Source organism: Litoreibacter sp. (genome assembly GCF_039974535.1).
Classification (GTDB): domain Bacteria; phylum Pseudomonadota; class Alphaproteobacteria; order Rhodobacterales; family Rhodobacteraceae; genus Litoreibacter.
The window spans coordinates 118390-134378 of record NZ_JBDWIU010000012.1 but is presented as its reverse complement, the minus strand read 5'-3'; the positions used below and the strand labels follow the sequence as shown (position 1 = coordinate 134378).

The following is a 15989-nucleotide window of genomic DNA, read 5'->3' as shown; positions in this document are numbered from 1 at the left end:
CTCCCTTGCGTTGCAGCGAGGGAGCGCCTAAATCGGTTATGACGGTTCTGCCCTTCTTGTAACATGAACGCTACATTCTGGTGGCCTTAAGCAATTCCTCGGGAGCTGGCTCTGTCTGGACCCTGGTTCAGTTACCTGGTGCCCACCTGTACATACAGGTCTGCGGGAATAAGCGTTCTACGGTTGTGGTGGTTCCGTCACCTACCTTCGCCAACCGGAGCCCCGAATGCTGCGCCTTGCTTTGCCCATTGCGATTGGCCTTGCCTCCGCGTCCGCTAGCTTCGCGCAAGTCGATATCCGTTTCACCGAAGGCACCCCCACCGATACGTTCACCCTCACCAATACCGGCTGCGCATTGAGCGCGGTCACAGTGGTGATTGACGGGACGGGTAGCTACGGAGGGATGATCTTCGACACGAAAGATGGCGGCGCGGTCTCTGACGCGGCCCAGCCATTCCAAATCCTTAACGGACAGATAAGCGCGGTGGCCGTAGAGGACGCAGGGCCCTTGCTACGTTTCCAAGTGCTTGATTGGCCCTCCGAGAGTGTCGTCAGCTTCACCATTGATGTGGACGATGTGTTGCGCCACGGCGATCAGGGGCGCACGCAGGTCTCGGGCGGTGAAATTGCGGGCGCGGAAGTGCGCATCAGCAGCGACACCGCATCCGGCTTCGGCGTCTTCGACAATACTCGCCGCGCCACCGTGCGGAGGCTTTGCGGCTCTTAAGCGCGATTTACTTGAAGGCGTCGGGCTGTGCTTCACGGGCCATGTGGTCGAGCACGGCGTTGACGAATTTTGACTCTTTGCCCTCTGGGAAGAAGGCCTTTGCCACGTCGACGAACTCCACAATCACCACCTTAGGCGGCGTCTTGGCGGCAACCAACTCGGCCCCCGCCGCGCGGAACAACGCACGCAGGGTCGGGTCAATCCGGTCGATGGGCCATTTGGCCACCAGCGCGTGGTCGGTCATTTGGTCAATCTGCGACTGCTCGGCCACAGCGCCATCAAGCAGGGCACGAAAGGTTTCAACGTCGCCTTCAACCATTTCGTTGTCGTCGATCACCTCGCCAAAGCGGTGGTCCTCGAACTGGGTGCGCACCTTATCGATGGTGTGATCGCTGTGCTCCATCTGGAACAAGGCCTGCACGGCGTAAAGACGAGCGGCGGAGCGCATAGCGCGTTTTTGATTACCTGAAGTGGTCATGCGATCTGGAAACTCTCATCATCGTCGTTTTTGCGCGGCAAGAATCCCACGCCAGAATTGGAAGCGCCGTATTTGCGCTGCAATGCGATGAGATGCAAGGCCGCTTGCGCCGCTCCGCCCCCTTTGTTTTGATCTTTCGGGTCTGCGCGCACCTCGGCTTGTGCGCGATTTTCCACCGTGAGGATGCCATTGCCGATATTTGCGCCTTGCAAACCCAGCAACATCAACCCGTGAGAGCTGTCATTGCAGACCGTGTCATAATGCGTCGTCTCGCCGCGAATGATACAGCCCAAGGCCACAAACCCGTCGAAGTTGCTTTGGCGAAAGGCAATGCGAATGGCGGGCGGGATTTCCAGCGCACCGGGAACCTCGATCACCTCGACGCTGGCGCCTGCCTTCTCGGCCTCGGCCTTGGCACCTGCCACCATATTGGCCGCGATGTCCTTGTAGTAAGGCGAGACAACGATCGCCAACTTAACCGGCTTGTCGAACTTTGGCGTGTCTAGGATGTGGTGTTGCTCTGTTGCGGCCATGCGATCAGGCTCCTGTAATTGGGCGGGTGCCGACGATGGACAGCCCGTATGCATCTAGGCCCACGACCTTGGGCGACGGCGAATTGGTCAACAGCTCCATCTGCGACAGACCGAGGGCTGCGAGGATTTGCGCCCCCAACCCGTATTGGCGCAGAGTTTGCGGGGATTGCCCGCCCTCAGCGTCGATCTTCATTTGGGTGTCGCGCAGCAGAACCACAACCCCGCGCCCCTCATTGGCGATGGCCTTCATGGCTTGCGCCATCTCGGACGCGGGGCTTGGACCAAGACCCAACACATCCTCGACGGGGTTCAGAGCATGCATGCGCACCAACACGGGGGCATCAGTGCTTAGATCCCCTTTGGTCAGGGCGATATGTTCAGCGCCCATGGTCTCGTCGGTGAAGACCCGCATCGTCCAGTCGCCGCCGAACTCAGAGCTCACCTGTTGCTGCGCGCTTTCCTTGACCAGATTGTCGTGGCGACGGCGGTAGGCGATCAGGTCCGAGATCGTGCCAATTTTGAGGTTATGTTGCTCAGCGAAGGCCACCAGATCAGGCAGGCGCGACATGGTACCGTCCTCATTCATGATCTCGCAGATCACGCCAGATGGGTTCAGCCCCGCCAAGCGCGACACGTCCACGGCGGCCTCGGTATGGCCCGCACGCACCAGCACGCCACCATCGCGGGCGCGCAATGGAAACACATGGCCCGGAGTTGCGATGTCAGCGGCGGTTTTACCCGCATCAATAGCCACCGCCACCGTGCGGGCGCGGTCATGCGCCGAGATACCCGTGGTGACACCTTCGCGCGCCTCGATGGAAATGGTGAACGCCGTCTCGTGGCGTGACGAGTTGTAGGATGCCATGAGGGGCAAACCCAGCGCATCGATACGCTCTGACGTTAGGGTCAGGCAGATCAACCCACGACCATGTTTGGCCATGAAATTCACCGCCTCTGGCGTGGCCATTTGCGCGGGGATCACCAAGTCGCCCTCGTTCTCGCGGTCCTCGTGATCGACAAGGATAAACATCCGCCCGTTGCGAGCGTCGTCGAGGATTTCCGAGATCGGAGAAATGGCGTCTGAATAGTCAGTCATGGGCAGCATCCTTTGATGCTTTGCCAATTAGAGGGTTTGAAGCTGCTTGGGAAGGGTTCGTGCCAAATGCCGCTGTGCTCCGCCATGTTGAAGCGTTTGAGTTTAGGTATTTTTGAAGCGGTGATGGCAGGAAGGTTGCGCATTTTCGAGCAGTGTTGGTCTAGGTGGAGAAGTAGCGCTCGGATGGGATGAAACCTGCCAGCTTACCGGCGACGGACCAGTCTCGCTCAAAGCTCGTGTCGCCGATGACCAGCACGCCGTCGAGCGGCAGCCTTTGCTTGTGCAACGGGGACTGCACCGCACGGCGGATTTCGGACCAGCTTTGCGCGAAATGCGGGGCGCGATCTGTGGGCATGTGCAGGCCTTGGGCTTGCAAAGTGGCCTCGGCCTGCTCCACCGACATGGGCGCGTGGATGAGCGCTGCATGCTCCGCCTTGATGGGGATTAAAGCCGCAGCGCGCGGGCTTTTTTCTGCGTCGCGCATCATGCGCAAAGCATTGTTTGAGAAGAGAAACCCCACCACATCGCGCCCCGTAGAGGCCCGCACGGACGCGTAGGTCTTATAGGGCAGACCTAGGGCTTGAGCCCGTTTGACGCGGGCGCGCAAAATCTCGATTGGAAGGTTGGGAATGAGTTGCGCACGTGCCTTGGTCCAAGCGTGTTTGCGAAAGGCGAAACCTGCCTCCATCGTGGGGCCGTTGTTATGACCGATCTTTGCAAGCGTCATGGCGCATCCTCCCTTGATGCAATCAGACTAGCCTAAAAGATGCGTCACACAAAAGCCGGAGAGACCAAAATATCGTTGGGGTAGCTTTCGCTCCCGATTTTAAAGCCGATTTCGCCTAATTTGGTGAAACCTTGGGCGGCGTAGAAATCACCGGCCTTGGTGTTTTCGCAGTTTACCGCCAGCCATATAGGTGCATCACGGCCTCGCGAACCCGCGTGTAGCAATGCCGTCCCAAGCCCCCTGCCCTGATGACGCGGCTGGATGTAGAGCGACACCACCTCGCCCAAAACAGTACCGCCCACCGGATCAAGGCTGCCCTGATCGAGGTGAATGAACCCGTCGATACCGTCATGATTTTGCGACACGATGAGGACGTGGTCCTCGTCATCGATCCAGCCTTGAAACCGGTCAGGGGTGAATTGCGCCAAGGCAAAATCGGCGAAATGCGCGTTGATGCCTTGGCGGATGTAAGTGCCAAACCACACCTCAATCGCCAAGGCGGCGAGGCTGGAGGCATCCGCAGGCGTGGCCGCCCGCAGCTTTGACGTTATCAATTGCCCCATTCTTGCAGCCGCGCCACATAGCGGGCCAGCGTGTCGATCTCGAGGTTAATGCGATCACCGACCGTCACATCGCCCCAGTTGGTCGCGACTTTCGTGTGCGGGATAAAGTTCACGCCGAAGCGCACGCCGTCCACCTCGTTTACCGTAAGGGAGGTGCCATTAAGGGCCACGGAGCCTTTAGGGGCCACAAACTTCGCCAAATCATCCGGGGCCTCGAAGATCACGCGGGTGCTGTCGCCCTCGGTCGTCATCTCAACCACTTGAGCGACACCGTCGACATGTCCTGACACGATGTGGCCGCCCAACTCATCCCCAAGCTTCAATGCGCGTTCTAAGTTGAGGCGCGTCCCCTCAGCCCAGCCGCTGATGTTGGTTTTTGATACACTTTCCGCCGAAATCTGGACGTCGAACCACGGGGTGTCATCCGTGCCGCGCTCGATCACGGTAAGGCAGCAGCCGTTGCAGGCAATGGAGGCCCCAATGTCGATGCCCACCGGATCATAGGCGCAAGAGATACGAGCGCGCAGGTCGCCCTCCTGAGTGAGCCGGGTCACCCGCCCAACGTCCGTGATGATGCCTGTAAACATTGCTGCAGTCCCTTTTGCTACTTAACTTGGGATTAACGCGACAGGGCAACGGCTGCAAGGTTCCCGCGTCCATAAGGTTTCGATCCCACCTTGCCACAGTTACGTCGAATTCGGGCCTTACCTAGGACGCATGGGGTGGGCAATTTGGGCCCAGCTTGTATGAGTAATTGGTGAACCACGTGAAGGCTATGCTATGACCCTGTCCGGCAAGGACAAAACATTCCTGTTTCTGCAAGGACCGCATGGGCCTTTCTTCTACCGTCTTGGCAAAATGCTGAAAGCGGCGGGTGCGGATATTTGGCGCGTGGGCTTCAACAAGGGCGATGACGCCTTCTGGTTCTCCAACGACAGCTACATCCCCTATTTGGGCAGCCACGACGACTGGGAGGATGAATTCGTCCAGATCGTGGAAGCCAAATCCGTCACCGACTTGGTGCTATATGGCGACACACGCCCTATCCACGCCAAGGCCATTGAGCGCGCCCGTGCGTTGGGCCTGCGCATTCATGTGTTTGAAGAAGGCTACCTGCGCCCCTATTGGGTTAGCTACGAGCGTGGTGGCGCCAATGGACATTCGCGCCTGATGGATATGTCCGTGGGCGATATGCGCGAGGCGCTAGAAGGTCTCGATCTGGACCTGCCCGATGCTCCCGCCCGCTGGGGGGACATGCGCCAACACGTGTTCTACGGCATGGTGTACCACTACTTCGTGTTCTTGCGGAATTGGAAGTACCGCAACTTCCGCCCGCATCGCTCCCTGAGCGTGACCAAGGAGTTTCAGCTCTACCTTAAGCGCTTGCTGACGATGCCGTTCACCGCCTTGCAGCGCCGGCTGGCGACCCTTCGCATCAAGCATGGGGGTTTTCCCTATCATCTGGCGCTTTTGCAGTTGGAGCACGACTCCAGCTTTCAAATGCATTCGCCCTTCGACACAATGACCGACTTCCTTGAGCTAACCATAGAAGGTTTCGCCAAGGGGGCGCCTGCGCATCACCATTTGGTACTCAAGGCGCATCCGCTTGAAGATGGCCGCGTGCCACTGCGCCATGAAATCAAACGCATCGCCAAAAAGCTGGGCGTTGAGCACCGCGTCCATTATGTCCGCGGGGGCAAACTGGCGGGCTTGATGAACACGGCCCGCTCGGCGGTGACTGTAAATTCCACCGCGGCACAACAGGTGCTGTGGCGTGGATTGCCGCTGAAGGTCTTTGGCGAGGCGGTTTACAACAAGCCTGAGTTCGTCTCGACCCAGAGCCTACCGGATTTCTTCACGAACCCGACACGCCCTGACAGCCGTGCCTACCGCGATTACCGTCATTACCTGCTGGAGACCTCGCAAATTCCGGGCGGGTTTTACTCTGCCCGCGGGCGTCGCCAATTGTTGCGCCAAGTGGTCGACATGATGCTGGTACGCGAAGATCCTTACGACGCTTTGGTGGCCGGAACGGCGGCACCGCGCCAACAGCTGCACGTGGTGAAGTAGAGCTGCAATCACACCCGAAAGACCCTAGCGGGAACTTGCCACTGCGACGCACTGGCAACACTTATGCGTGGGCCAAGACGACAGGGCTAGCAATTCTTTTGTCTTTCGATAGGGTTAAAAGAAAAACTTGAGGCAGTCTCATAATCGAGGAGGACACCAGTGAAAAAATTGGGTCCCAGAGCTACGAAATTCGTGGCCTTTACACTAGTGGCCGTAATGGCCGCGTCTTGCGGGTTGCCGAAGTCCGGTCCCGGAAAACGCCAAATCTTCGCGGGCTCTGTCCAAAAAGAAGGCGATGCATTCATTGTGTCTGTGAACAGCCGCGTGACGCTCGCGACCGCTGTGCAGCCCGTATTGGGCTTCAGCGATAGCTTTCTGAATTCAGGTGTTGTTGGCTCGGATATTATCCGTCCAGGCGACACACTTGGCCTGTCAATCTGGGAGAACGTCGATGACGGCCTTCTGGCCCCTGAAGGCGCAAGCGCAACTGATCTGAGCGAAGTCCAAGTTGACGGCGCTGGCTTTATCTTTGTGCCCTACGCTGGCCGCATCAAAGCTTCTGGCAACACGCCAGAGGCGCTGCGCCGCGTTATTACCGGCAAACTGGACACCCAAACCCCTGACCCGCAAGTCCTCGTGCGCCGTGTGGCTGGCGATGGTGCGACAGTGTCATTGGTTGGTGGTGTAGGCCAACAAGGGCTGTTCGCGATTGAGCGCCCCACCCGCACGTTGTCATCTATGATTGCGCGTGCTGGCGGCATCTCCATTGAACCGGAAGTGGCCCAGATCACGGTTATTCGGGGTCAGCAACGCTCCAAGATTTGGTTTGAAGATCTATACTCCAATCCAAAGTTTGACATCGCTCTGCGTCCCAACGACCGCATTCTCGTCGAAGAAGACAGCCGTTCCTTTACCGTTCTGGGGGCAACTGGCGCGCAGAACCGTGTTGAGTTCGTGTCCCAAACTCTGTCCGCGATTGAAGCAATCGCGCAAGTTGGCGGGTTGAACTCCAACCTAGCGGACCCAACCGGGGTCTTCGTGTTTCGCAATGAACCGAGCGAGATCGCCAACTCCGTTTTGGGGCGTAGCGACCTTCAAGGATCACAACGCTTTGCCTATGTCTTGGACCTGACACAGCCCACCGGCATGTTTGAGGCCCGCGACTTCGTAATCCGCGACGGCGATACCGTCTACGTGACCGAAGCACCATTCGTGACATGGAACAAAACAATCTCGGCGCTGACTGGCTCTTTGACGTCCGTCAACGCCTTGTCGAGCATCGGTGGCTAATCTACCGAGCTTTGATGAAGCCGTGGGCGGGTCCTCCCCTCGCCCGCGGCTTTTCTATTTTAACGGGGGTTTCTTCACCCAAACCCGCGTGCGCCGCATTCTTGATCTATGTGGCTATGATCTGACCCTTGGAAAACCATCCTCAGAGGACCTAATTGCAGTTTGGGGCAAAAGCCCCACCTCTGGGCGCGGCGAAAAGGTTGCGGATGTCACCGATGCGAAGCTTGTCCATGTAGAGGACGCCTTCCTGCGCTCGATTTATCCCGGGCGCGATGGCGATCTTCCATTGGGCCTGAGCGTTGATCACAAGCGACCTTATTTTGACTGCGCGGGCCCATCGGATCTAGAAGACCTTCTATCAAGTGAAGCATTCGATGACGCGCATGAGTTGACCCGCGCACGCGAAGCCATCGCGCGCATCAAGACCCTAAACCTTTCAAAATACAACGATTTTGACGCGTCGGCCACGATCCCCAGTCCCGGATATGTCCTTGTCGTCGATCAAACCCGAGGCGATGCCTCGATCAAACACGGCCGCGCCACGGCGGATCATTTCCGCGAAATGTTGACCTATGCGCAAGAAGAGCACCCCAATGCGCGCATTGTCATAAAGACCCACCCGGAAACCACCGCAGGTCACCGTGACGGCCATTTCAGCACAAGCGACGCCGTTGGACGGGTTTCGCTCTACGACGAGAAAGCCAGCCCTTATGCGCTCATGGACGGGGCAATTGCGGTCTACACCGTAAGTTCTGGCATGGGGTTTGAAGCCATATTAGCGGGCCATTGCCCCGTGGTGTTTGGCCAGCCCTTCTACGCCGGATGGGGTCTATCGGACGACCGGCAGCCGGTTGATCGGCGGCAACGCAAACTGACACGACCACAACTGTTTACTGGTGTGATGCTGCGTTACTGTAAATGGTACGACCCTTATCGCGATACCTTGTGCGAGGTTGAGCAAGTCATCGACACGTTGGAGGCCATGACCCGCGCCCATCGCCAAGACAAAGGCGGCCATGTCGCCCATGGGATGCGCCTATGGAAGCGCGCCCCATTGCAAGAAATTTTCGGTCCAAAGCCCCCTGCCAAATCCGGCCAAGTGCGATTTATCGCAGATGCGGAAGCTGCTTTGAAGGCTGCACGCGGTGGGTCATTGCTCGTTTGGGCGAATAAAGAACCCGAAGGTTTTGCACTTAGGGCGCAGACGTTGAAAACCAAAATGCTGCGCGTCGAGGACGGGTTTATCCGCTCCCGTGGGCTGGGCGCGGATTTGGTCGCACCGCTGTCTTTGGTCACCGACGACAAAGGGATCTACTACGACCCAACCCGCCCAAGCGCCCTAGAAGCCCTCATTACCGAGAGCGGAACCCTGCCCCCAGCCGCATTGCACCGTGCCCAGCGCCTTAGAGCCAGCATCGTGAAACTGGGGCTCAGCAAGTACAACCTCGGTGGGGATACCTTTGAGCTGCCCACCGACGGGCGCGAAGTCATACTTGTCCCCGGGCAAGTGGAGGACGACGCCTCAATAAAACTGGGGACCAAGGACGTATCGACCAATGAAGCCTTAGTGAACGCGGTGCGCCGCGACTTTGCGGACGCCTTCATCATCTACAAACCCCATCCGGATGTGGAAGCTGGCCTGAGAACAGGCGACACCTCCGCCGACAACGCGGATTTCATCGCTCATACTGCGGACGCTATGGCGTTGATCGCCACGGCGGATCGCGTTTGCACCATGACATCCCTGCTAGGATTTGAAGCTTTGATGCGCGACGTTAAAGTCACTTGCTATGGCGCTCCGTTCTATGCGGGTTGGGGCCTAACGGATGATCGCGGACCTGTACCTGCCCGACGCGGACCTGACGCCACCTTGGACGGTTTGGTTCATGCTGTATTGATTGACTACCCCCGCTACTACGACCCTGTGACACGGCAAGCCTGCCCCGTTGAGATCGTCGTAGAGCGGCTGGCAAAAGGCACGGTTCCCCCAGCCAGCTTGCGAAACCGCTTACTGGCCAAGGCCCAAGGCGCTGTCGCTGGATACGCCCATCTTTGGCGATAAAAAAAGGCCCCCTCGGGGAACTCGAGGAGGCCTTAGATAGATCAGGTCCGGGGAGTGACCGATCTTGGGGGGATTATCTAACGATGCGCTCAGCAGCGGAGTCGTTACCCAGTGCAAAGAAGGACAGCAGGTCGACGTTTGCACGAGTGGCAGGGCGAGCGGTGAACTGGATTTGGTTTTCCGCAGCGGACCCGTTGGCCAATGCGCCGGCTTGTTGCGACCTGAACACGTCACCTCGCGAGGTGTTACCAACAAAACGTTCGGCGGCGGAGTTGTTGTCCAATGCGAAGTAGGAGGCAGCGTCGGTTACTTGAGCAAAAGCAGGAGCAGTTACGGACAGGGCGATGATTGTTGCGATTACAGTTTTCATTTTATGTACTCACTCTTGTTTATTTTCAGGCTCTTGCCCGATGTGTGTGTCGGCGTGTTGCCGTTTGATGAAACCAATATGACGCCTTCCATTCAGCGCTTCAACGCATGTTAACGGTAACAAATATCAATATTGGTGCATAAATGCACATCCATGACCGCGGACTCGCGCACCCCATAACGCCCGCGTGAGAACCCACTCACGAATTGTGAGACCATTGAAATACCAGCGAATTCGGGCGATTCTCGTTAGTGCTTGCTCGCAGCGGGTTCCGCCCCCATATCTATAGATATGCTAAAACTCGCCCCCATCCTGCTCGCCATCCTCTATGCATTGGTTTCCTATAAGTTCTCTGCATGGAAAACCGCGAAGACCTTGGACGAGCAATCCACGCTGCTGAAAGATCCTGAGCTGGACGGCCTTAATCACGACATGGCCAGCGCGTTGGACCTTCCCAAGATCAAGGTCCATATCTTTGAAATAGAACCAATCAACGGGTTGGCCGCCCCCGATGGCCGCATTTTCATTACTCGTGGTTTTTTCAACAAGTATAAGGAAGGCGAGGTCACGGCTGCCGAATTGGCATCGGTGATTGCGCATGAGTTAGGGCATGTCGCCCTTGGGCACTCGCGCCGCCGAATGATCGACTTCTCTGGCCAGAATGCCATTCGCGTGGCCCTTGCCACGGTTTTGGGGCGCATCATCCCCGGTGTTGGCGTCTGGATCGCCAATATGCTGACCACCATGCTGGCCGCACGCCTGTCACGCAGCGATGAATATGAAGCGGATGCCTATGCCTCGGCTCTGTTGACGAAAGCTGGCATCGGCACGGAGCCGCAAAAATCACTGTTCAAAAAGCTCGACACGCTTACGGGCAGTCTTGGGGCTGGCACCCCTGCTTGGCTATTGAGCCACCCCAAAACCACTGAGCGCATTGAAGCCATTGAAGCCCGCGAGGCCAAATGGGGCGTGACCCTGGATTGACACGAAGCTAGGCTGCCCTTTGAGGAGGGCCCTTCATGCCAACATATACCGGATCATGCCATTGCGGCGCAGTCACCTTTGAAGTCAGCGGCGACATTGAGCAGTTGACCACTTGCAATTGCAGCCTATGCCGCAAGAAGAACGCGCAGATGGCGCGGGTCCATAAGGACGCGTTCAAAATGACGGCGGATTGGGACACGGTCAGCCTGTACCAATGGAACCTGAAGATCGCGAAACACTACTTTTGCAAGACCTGCGGCATCTACACCTTCCACCAAAAACGCTCGGAGCCGGATTACTTCGGGGTGAATGCGCAATGCTTGGACGGGTTTGACCCCGCGTCCGTGCCTACGATACCTGCGAACGGTGCGGCCATGTCGGTGGCGGATTAGACGTCGATTGCCTTGCCCAAACGTGGCAAGCGCGCGCGTTTCATCAAAGAACGTAGGCCCAACGCCTCGCCCGACATCTCGCAGGCCACTTTGTGCACATCGCGCACGACCTGCTCGACCGCTTGCGGGGTGTCCATCCACAGGTCCATCAAAAACTCGTCAGGGCTGAGGCGTTTGACCCCCTCAAAGGCCAAGGTTTGGCGCGGGAAGTCCTTGGCGTTCATCGTGACCAGCACGTCAGCCGATCCGGCAATGGCCGAGGCCAGCACGTGAATGTCGTTCTCGTCAGGCAAGTGGAGCCGCGCCATGTCGCCTGCGCGGGGTTGGATACAGGCCTTGGGGAACTGCGACTTGAGCACCGCCACCTCGCCGCGTGCTTGCACTTCGGCCTCTGGCCCCAGCTTGACCGTGGCCCGCGCCCATTCCTCTAAGATGCGTTCGGACCACAAAGCATCATACAAGCCCAGCCGCGCGCAGCCCACCAGCACTTCACGAAGCACGGTGGGGTAGATCACGCAGGCATCAAGCAACGCCCGCATTAGTCGAGCCGCAGAACGATGGCCTTGAGGTATCCGCTTTCAGCCAGCGCAGGGTGCAGCGGGTGATCGGCCCCAGCGGAGCCCGTGTGCACAATCTGGGCCTGACGCCCAGCTCGGCCAACACCGCGCAAGCTGGCTTGGCGAAATTTGGTCAAATCAGCCGCGTGAGAACACGAGCACAGCACTAAGTAACCGCCCGGCTTCACCAGCTTGGCCGCCATTGAGCCGACACGGCTATAGGCAGTCAGCCCGTTGGACAGCGCCTGTTTGTTAGGTGCGAAGGCTGGCGGGTCGGCCACGACCACGTCAAACTGCTCTCCCTCACTTTGCAGGGCTTCCATCACCTTGAAGGCGTCGCCCTTGCGGGTGGAGAACTTGTCGGCCACGCCGGAGGCCTCTGCCCCCTTCTCGGCCAAGGCCAGCGCCGCCTCGGAGCCATCAACGGCCAAGGCGCTTTCGGCACCAGCTGCCAAAGAGGCCAAGCCAAAGCCGCCCACATGCGAGAACACATCCAAGACGCGCCCGCCTTTGTGCAGCTTCGCAGCCCACGCATGGTTGTCGCGTTGGTCAAAGAACAGGCCGGTTTTCTGCCCGCCCACAACGTCCGCCATATATGTAGCACCGTTCATCGGCACTTCGATCAGGCCGTCATGCTCGCCGATCAAGAAGGAGGACACATCATCCAGCCCTTCCAACCCGCGCGCCCGACCTGCCGCGTTTTTGTAAACAGTGGTGGCGCCTGTGACCTCGACCAAAGCGGCGGCTAAGCCTTCGCATGCGGTCTCAGCCCATGCGGCGTTGGGCTGCATCACCAGGACGTCGCCGAAGCGGTCCACGATCACACCAGGAAGGCCATCAGCCTCCGCGTGGATCAACCGGTAGAACGGTGCGTCATACAGATGCTCTCGCAAGGTCAAAGCGCGGCGCACACGTGCCAGCAGCCAATCCTGATCCAGCACGGCGGCAGGATCGCGGTCCATGACGCGGCAGATGATCTTGGATTCATTATTGATGGTGACCACGGCGATTGGCTCGCGGTCGCTATCCTCCAACACGGCCAGCGACCCAGGCTCAAGGCGGCGGGCGCGGCGGTCGGTGACCAGCTCGTCTGAGTAGACCCAAGGGGCGCCGCCACGGATGGTCAGGGCGTTGGCCTTAGGCTTCAGGCGGATTACAGGATAGGGCGAGGCGGAAAAAGGGAGGGATGTCATATCCCTCCCTTAATAGGTATTTTCAGTGGGCGAAAGCCCGTGTGTTCGGCAAAACCTTAGCGAGTGATGCCTGTATAAGCGTCCGGAGGCGTAATATCCGCCTTTGCGACCACGCGCAGTTCCTGCCCGCCGTTGAAGGATTTGCGCATAAGGCTGGCCAGATGGCTTTGAATGCGTACCTTTTGCGTCTCGCCACGGCGTTCCGCTGCGAAGGCAAGGTCGCCGCCATAGGCTTTCAAAGCTGCTTCTACTTTTATCGGTCCGTGAAGCGCCAAGCCGGTTGCGGCGTCGACCACAGTCAATGTGTAGATGATATTGTGCACGCCACCGACCGAATAACGTGCTTTTTCGGTCAACGAATGGAAGCGGCTCACTGTGATGTCGAAGTAAACTGGGCGATCACCGCGCAAATGGGACAGGCCAAGGGTTATGCCATCGTCGATGATCTTGGCAACCTGTTCATGGCGGTTACCAAATGGATCCTCGCGCCACACAATGTCAGCAATCGGGTAATATCGGTTGGCCTCCGAGGACTTCAAGTCACCGGGCACCCGAACGCGCACATCAGCCAAGCTCCAACCCGCGCTCAATGCGTTTAGCTCGGCCGCTACAACTTGACCGGTGTCAGTTGCGTTTCGTGTAGCCGTTTCAATACTTGAGCCGCTGGACGCACAAGCGCTAAGGCCTGCGGCAACGGTCAATGCTGCGATGGTCTTGATCAAATTCATTTCTCAACCCTTTCGGCGCGGTCATTCATTCGCGCATGTGTTGCGTAAGCTTGGTTAAACTTGATCAACAATTGGGGCAGAAATGAGAAAATCCCAGTTCGCTTTAATGACGAAACTGGGATTTCTTTATGTATCGTAGGCAGCTAGTGCCGCCTGTGAAGGTAGTCTTAGGCAGCTTTAGAAGCGTTCAAAGCTGGTGTCGTGAACTTGGATACGATCCACACGCGAGCAGCTGCGAACAGGCCAACAGTGTATTCTGCGCGCAATTGGCGTGCTTGGCGTTCAATGGCGTCAAGGTCGACAGTGTTTTGGTTATCGATGTTCATATCGGCACTCTTTCGTGTTTGCGTTGTTGAGTTAAACATAGGTCAGCCCAACCAGCGCGACATCCCCTAATGCCCGTATTTCCGCCATGCAAAAAACGCATAGCTACGCCGCAACCCCTTGCCCTTAGGTTATTCTACAACTTCGACAACGCTCACCAAATGACGCAACGTCGATATTGCGACAAATTCAGCTAACCTCCTTAAAGACGTCATCCTCATTTCTCGGAGCACAAAATGACCAGCCAACTAGACGATCTGACCACCATTCTTCACGGCAAAGCCATGGGCGCGATCAAGGGGACCGCCAAGCTGGTCGTTAAGGATCTTGGCTCAATCATTCTATCTGAAGAGGGCGCGATACAATCTGACGAAGACGCCGACGTCACCCTTATTGCCAACGAGGCTTTATTTCGCGCCATTCTCGACGGAGCGCAAAACCCAATCACCGCGGTGATGACAGGCAAGCTTAAGGTAGACGGCAATCAGATGCGTGCGTTGAAGGTCAGTGAGGTTTTAACCGCTTAAACTTTAAGCCGACTTTAAAATCTGCGGGCGCTCGCCCTCGGACCATGCTTTCGCGGCCTCGCCGAAGGCCCCAAACAGCGGACGCGACACAGGATCATGCGCGGCGCGGTATTCTGGGTGCCATTGTACAGACAGACAAAATCCAGGGGCGTCTTTAATGTAGATCGCCTCGGGCGTGCCATCGGGTGCCACGCCATCAATCACCACGCGCTCCCCTGCTGCCTTGATCCCTTGGCCATGCAGCGTATTGGTCATAACTTCCCGCGCGCCCATCAATTGATGAAACGGGCCGCCGTCGGTAAAGCTCACCGTGTGGCGCAACTCGAATTTTTCCTCAATCGTCCCGTCGGGTGGCATGCGGTGGTTCATCCGGCCAGGAAGGTCGCGAATTTCCGGATATAGCGTCCCGCCCATGGCGACGTTGACCTCTTGAAAGCCTCGGCACACACCAAAAACCGGCTGCCCCCGCTCAACGCATGCACGGATCAACGGCAATGCCACACGGTCGCGCGATCGGTCAAACGCGCCATGCGCTTCGGTCTCATCCTCACCGTACTCTTCAGGATGAACATTGGGTCGGCCACCGGTAAATAGGAATCCATCACATACAGACATTAAATCGTCGATATCGATAAGCGAGGGGCAAGACGGCACAATCATCGGCACAGCACCCGACACTTCCGCAATCGCCTGACAGTTCATGGCCCCTGCCATATGAGCAGGATATTCATCATTCACCAAATGTGCATTGCCAATGATCCCAACAACCGGACGCGCCATAACTCATAAACTCCGTTTTAAGTCTATGGTTTTGTAGCCCAAGTCCTAGCGCAGGTATAGATGTGCCCGCGCACAGAGGTTCTGCGCGCAGGCGAGCTGAGTAAAAACTAGGCAATTCTTTGGGCTGCGGCCTAGATCTCTCCTGTCAAACCCGCTGCATCAATCCCCGCCATAGCCGCGATAGCGTCGTTGTCCGATGTATCGCCAGTGACACCCACGGCCCCGATAACCACGCCCTTCTTGTCACGGATCAAAACACCCCCAGGCACAGGGATAACCGCCCCACCGTAGACACCATTTACTGCATTGATGAAATGAGGTTGCTGCTCAGCTCGCGCCAATTGCGCCGTACCGGCCATCCCAAGCATCACCGTGCCGTAGGCCTTGCCGCGTGCAATTTCGAACCGCCCCGGAGCCGCGCCATCCTCACGCTCAAACGCTTGCACATGCCCACCAGCATCAAGCACAACAACCGATAGTGGTTTAAGCTCTAACTCTTGGCCTTTGGCGATCGCTTTGCGCACAATTGTGCGCGCCTTGTTCAATGAAACTCCTGGCATATGTAGCCTCCTCTTATTTCAACGATGG

General features: G+C 57.7%; 20 protein-coding genes. 7 read left to right on the top strand and 13 right to left on the bottom strand.

What is annotated here, in order from left to right:
- Positions 1 to 226: 226 nt before the first annotated feature.
- Positions 227 to 727, top strand: coding sequence for a hypothetical protein (locus ABJN86_RS13600; protein WP_348363547.1), 501 nt, complete (start codon positions 227 to 229; stop codon positions 725 to 727).
- 7 nt (positions 728 to 734) lie between these two features.
- On the opposite strand, the gene nusB is transcribed toward ABJN86_RS13600, so the two are convergent.
- From nusB to ABJN86_RS13570, 6 genes are all read right to left on the bottom strand, one after another.
- On the bottom strand, positions 735 to 1205 hold the full coding sequence (gene nusB / locus ABJN86_RS13595; protein ID WP_348363549.1) for a transcription antitermination factor NusB: 471 nt from the start codon (positions 1203 to 1205) through the stop codon (positions 735 to 737).
- Entirely contained in the window at positions 1202 to 1738 is a 537-nt protein-coding gene (locus ABJN86_RS13590; protein WP_348363550.1) for a 6,7-dimethyl-8-ribityllumazine synthase, read from the bottom strand. The genes nusB and ABJN86_RS13590 overlap by 4 nt, the downstream gene beginning before the upstream one ends.
- Before the next feature lie 4 nt (positions 1739 to 1742).
- Positions 1743 to 2834, bottom strand: coding sequence for a 3,4-dihydroxy-2-butanone-4-phosphate synthase (ribB, locus tag ABJN86_RS13585; RefSeq protein WP_348363551.1), 1092 nt, complete (start codon positions 2832 to 2834; stop codon positions 1743 to 1745).
- 160 nt (positions 2835 to 2994) lie between these two features.
- Positions 2995 to 3561 (bottom strand): hypothetical protein, encoded by a 567-nt coding sequence (locus ABJN86_RS13580; protein WP_348363553.1) that lies wholly within the window; start codon positions 3559 to 3561, stop codon positions 2995 to 2997.
- Positions 3562 to 3605: 44 nt separating this feature from the next.
- Entirely contained in the window at positions 3606 to 4124 is a 519-nt protein-coding gene (locus ABJN86_RS13575; RefSeq protein WP_348363555.1) for a GNAT family N-acetyltransferase, read from the bottom strand.
- Positions 4112 to 4711, bottom strand: a complete 600-nt coding sequence (locus tag ABJN86_RS13570) for a riboflavin synthase (RefSeq protein WP_348363557.1) — start codon at positions 4709 to 4711, stop codon at positions 4112 to 4114. Before ABJN86_RS13570 ends, ABJN86_RS13575 begins: the two co-directional genes overlap by 13 nt.
- 193 nt (positions 4712 to 4904) lie before the next feature.
- Between ABJN86_RS13570 and ABJN86_RS13565 the strand changes: the two genes are divergently transcribed.
- The 3 genes from ABJN86_RS13565 (at position 4905) to ABJN86_RS13555 (ending at position 9546) form a co-directional block, all read left to right on the top strand.
- Positions 4905 to 6194, top strand: a complete 1290-nt coding sequence (locus ABJN86_RS13565; protein ID WP_348363558.1) for a capsular biosynthesis protein — start codon at positions 4905 to 4907, stop codon at positions 6192 to 6194.
- Between the two features lie 216 nt (positions 6195 to 6410).
- Complete coding sequence (locus tag ABJN86_RS13560; RefSeq protein ID WP_348363787.1) at positions 6411 to 7484, top strand: polysaccharide biosynthesis/export family protein; 1074 nt, start codon at positions 6411 to 6413, stop codon at positions 7482 to 7484.
- Entirely contained in the window at positions 7477 to 9546 is a 2070-nt protein-coding gene (locus ABJN86_RS13555; protein WP_348363559.1) for a capsular polysaccharide biosynthesis protein, read from the top strand. Before ABJN86_RS13560 ends, ABJN86_RS13555 begins: the two co-directional genes overlap by 8 nt.
- 73 nt (positions 9547 to 9619) lie before the next feature.
- On the opposite strand, the gene ABJN86_RS13550 is transcribed toward ABJN86_RS13555, so the two are convergent.
- A complete protein-coding gene (locus ABJN86_RS13550) occupies positions 9620 to 9916 on the bottom strand; it encodes a hypothetical protein (RefSeq protein ID WP_348363561.1) in 297 nt (98 codons plus the stop codon).
- Between the two features lie 291 nt (positions 9917 to 10207).
- Here ABJN86_RS13550 and ABJN86_RS13545 point away from each other — a divergent pair, with 291 nt between their 5' ends.
- A complete protein-coding gene (locus ABJN86_RS13545) occupies positions 10208 to 10900 on the top strand; it encodes a M48 family metallopeptidase (RefSeq protein ID WP_348363562.1) in 693 nt (230 codons plus the stop codon).
- 35 nt (positions 10901 to 10935) lie between these two features.
- A complete protein-coding gene (locus ABJN86_RS13540) occupies positions 10936 to 11292 on the top strand; it encodes a GFA family protein (RefSeq protein WP_348363564.1) in 357 nt (118 codons plus the stop codon).
- Here ABJN86_RS13540 and ABJN86_RS13535 read toward each other — a convergent pair.
- The 4 genes from ABJN86_RS13535 to ABJN86_RS13520 form a co-directional block, all read right to left on the bottom strand.
- Positions 11289 to 11831 (bottom strand): PIN domain-containing protein, encoded by a 543-nt coding sequence (locus ABJN86_RS13535; protein ID WP_348363566.1) that lies wholly within the window; start codon positions 11829 to 11831, stop codon positions 11289 to 11291. The two genes, ABJN86_RS13540 and ABJN86_RS13535, sit on opposite strands and share 4 nt — an antisense overlap.
- The gene (locus tag ABJN86_RS13530) at positions 11831 to 13042 is read right to left on the bottom strand and encodes a class I SAM-dependent rRNA methyltransferase (protein ID WP_348363568.1); all 1212 of its coding nucleotides are present in this window, start codon (positions 13040 to 13042) and stop codon (positions 11831 to 11833) included. The genes ABJN86_RS13535 and ABJN86_RS13530 overlap by 1 nt, the downstream gene beginning before the upstream one ends.
- Positions 13043 to 13098: 56 nt before the next feature.
- Complete coding sequence (locus tag ABJN86_RS13525; RefSeq protein WP_348363570.1) at positions 13099 to 13770, bottom strand: DUF6778 family protein; 672 nt, start codon at positions 13768 to 13770, stop codon at positions 13099 to 13101.
- A gap of 167 nt (positions 13771 to 13937) precedes the next feature.
- The gene (locus ABJN86_RS13520; protein WP_348363572.1) at positions 13938 to 14096 is read right to left on the bottom strand and encodes a hypothetical protein; all 159 of its coding nucleotides are present in this window, start codon (positions 14094 to 14096) and stop codon (positions 13938 to 13940) included.
- A 234-nt stretch (positions 14097 to 14330) separates the two neighbouring features.
- On the opposite strand from ABJN86_RS13520, the gene ABJN86_RS13515 reads away from it, so the two are divergent.
- The gene (locus ABJN86_RS13515) at positions 14331 to 14621 is read left to right on the top strand and encodes an SCP2 sterol-binding domain-containing protein (protein ID WP_348363573.1); all 291 of its coding nucleotides are present in this window, start codon (positions 14331 to 14333) and stop codon (positions 14619 to 14621) included.
- A gap of 3 nt (positions 14622 to 14624) precedes the next feature.
- Here the strand turns inward: ABJN86_RS13515 and ABJN86_RS13510 are convergent, their stop codons facing one another.
- Entirely contained in the window at positions 14625 to 15401 is a 777-nt protein-coding gene (locus tag ABJN86_RS13510) for a gamma-glutamyl-gamma-aminobutyrate hydrolase family protein (protein ID WP_348363575.1), read from the bottom strand.
- Positions 15402 to 15532: 131 nt separating this feature from the next.
- Positions 15533 to 15961 (bottom strand): heme-binding protein, encoded by a 429-nt coding sequence (locus ABJN86_RS13505; RefSeq protein ID WP_348363576.1) that lies wholly within the window; start codon positions 15959 to 15961, stop codon positions 15533 to 15535.
- Positions 15962 to 15989: the final 28 nt, after the last annotated feature.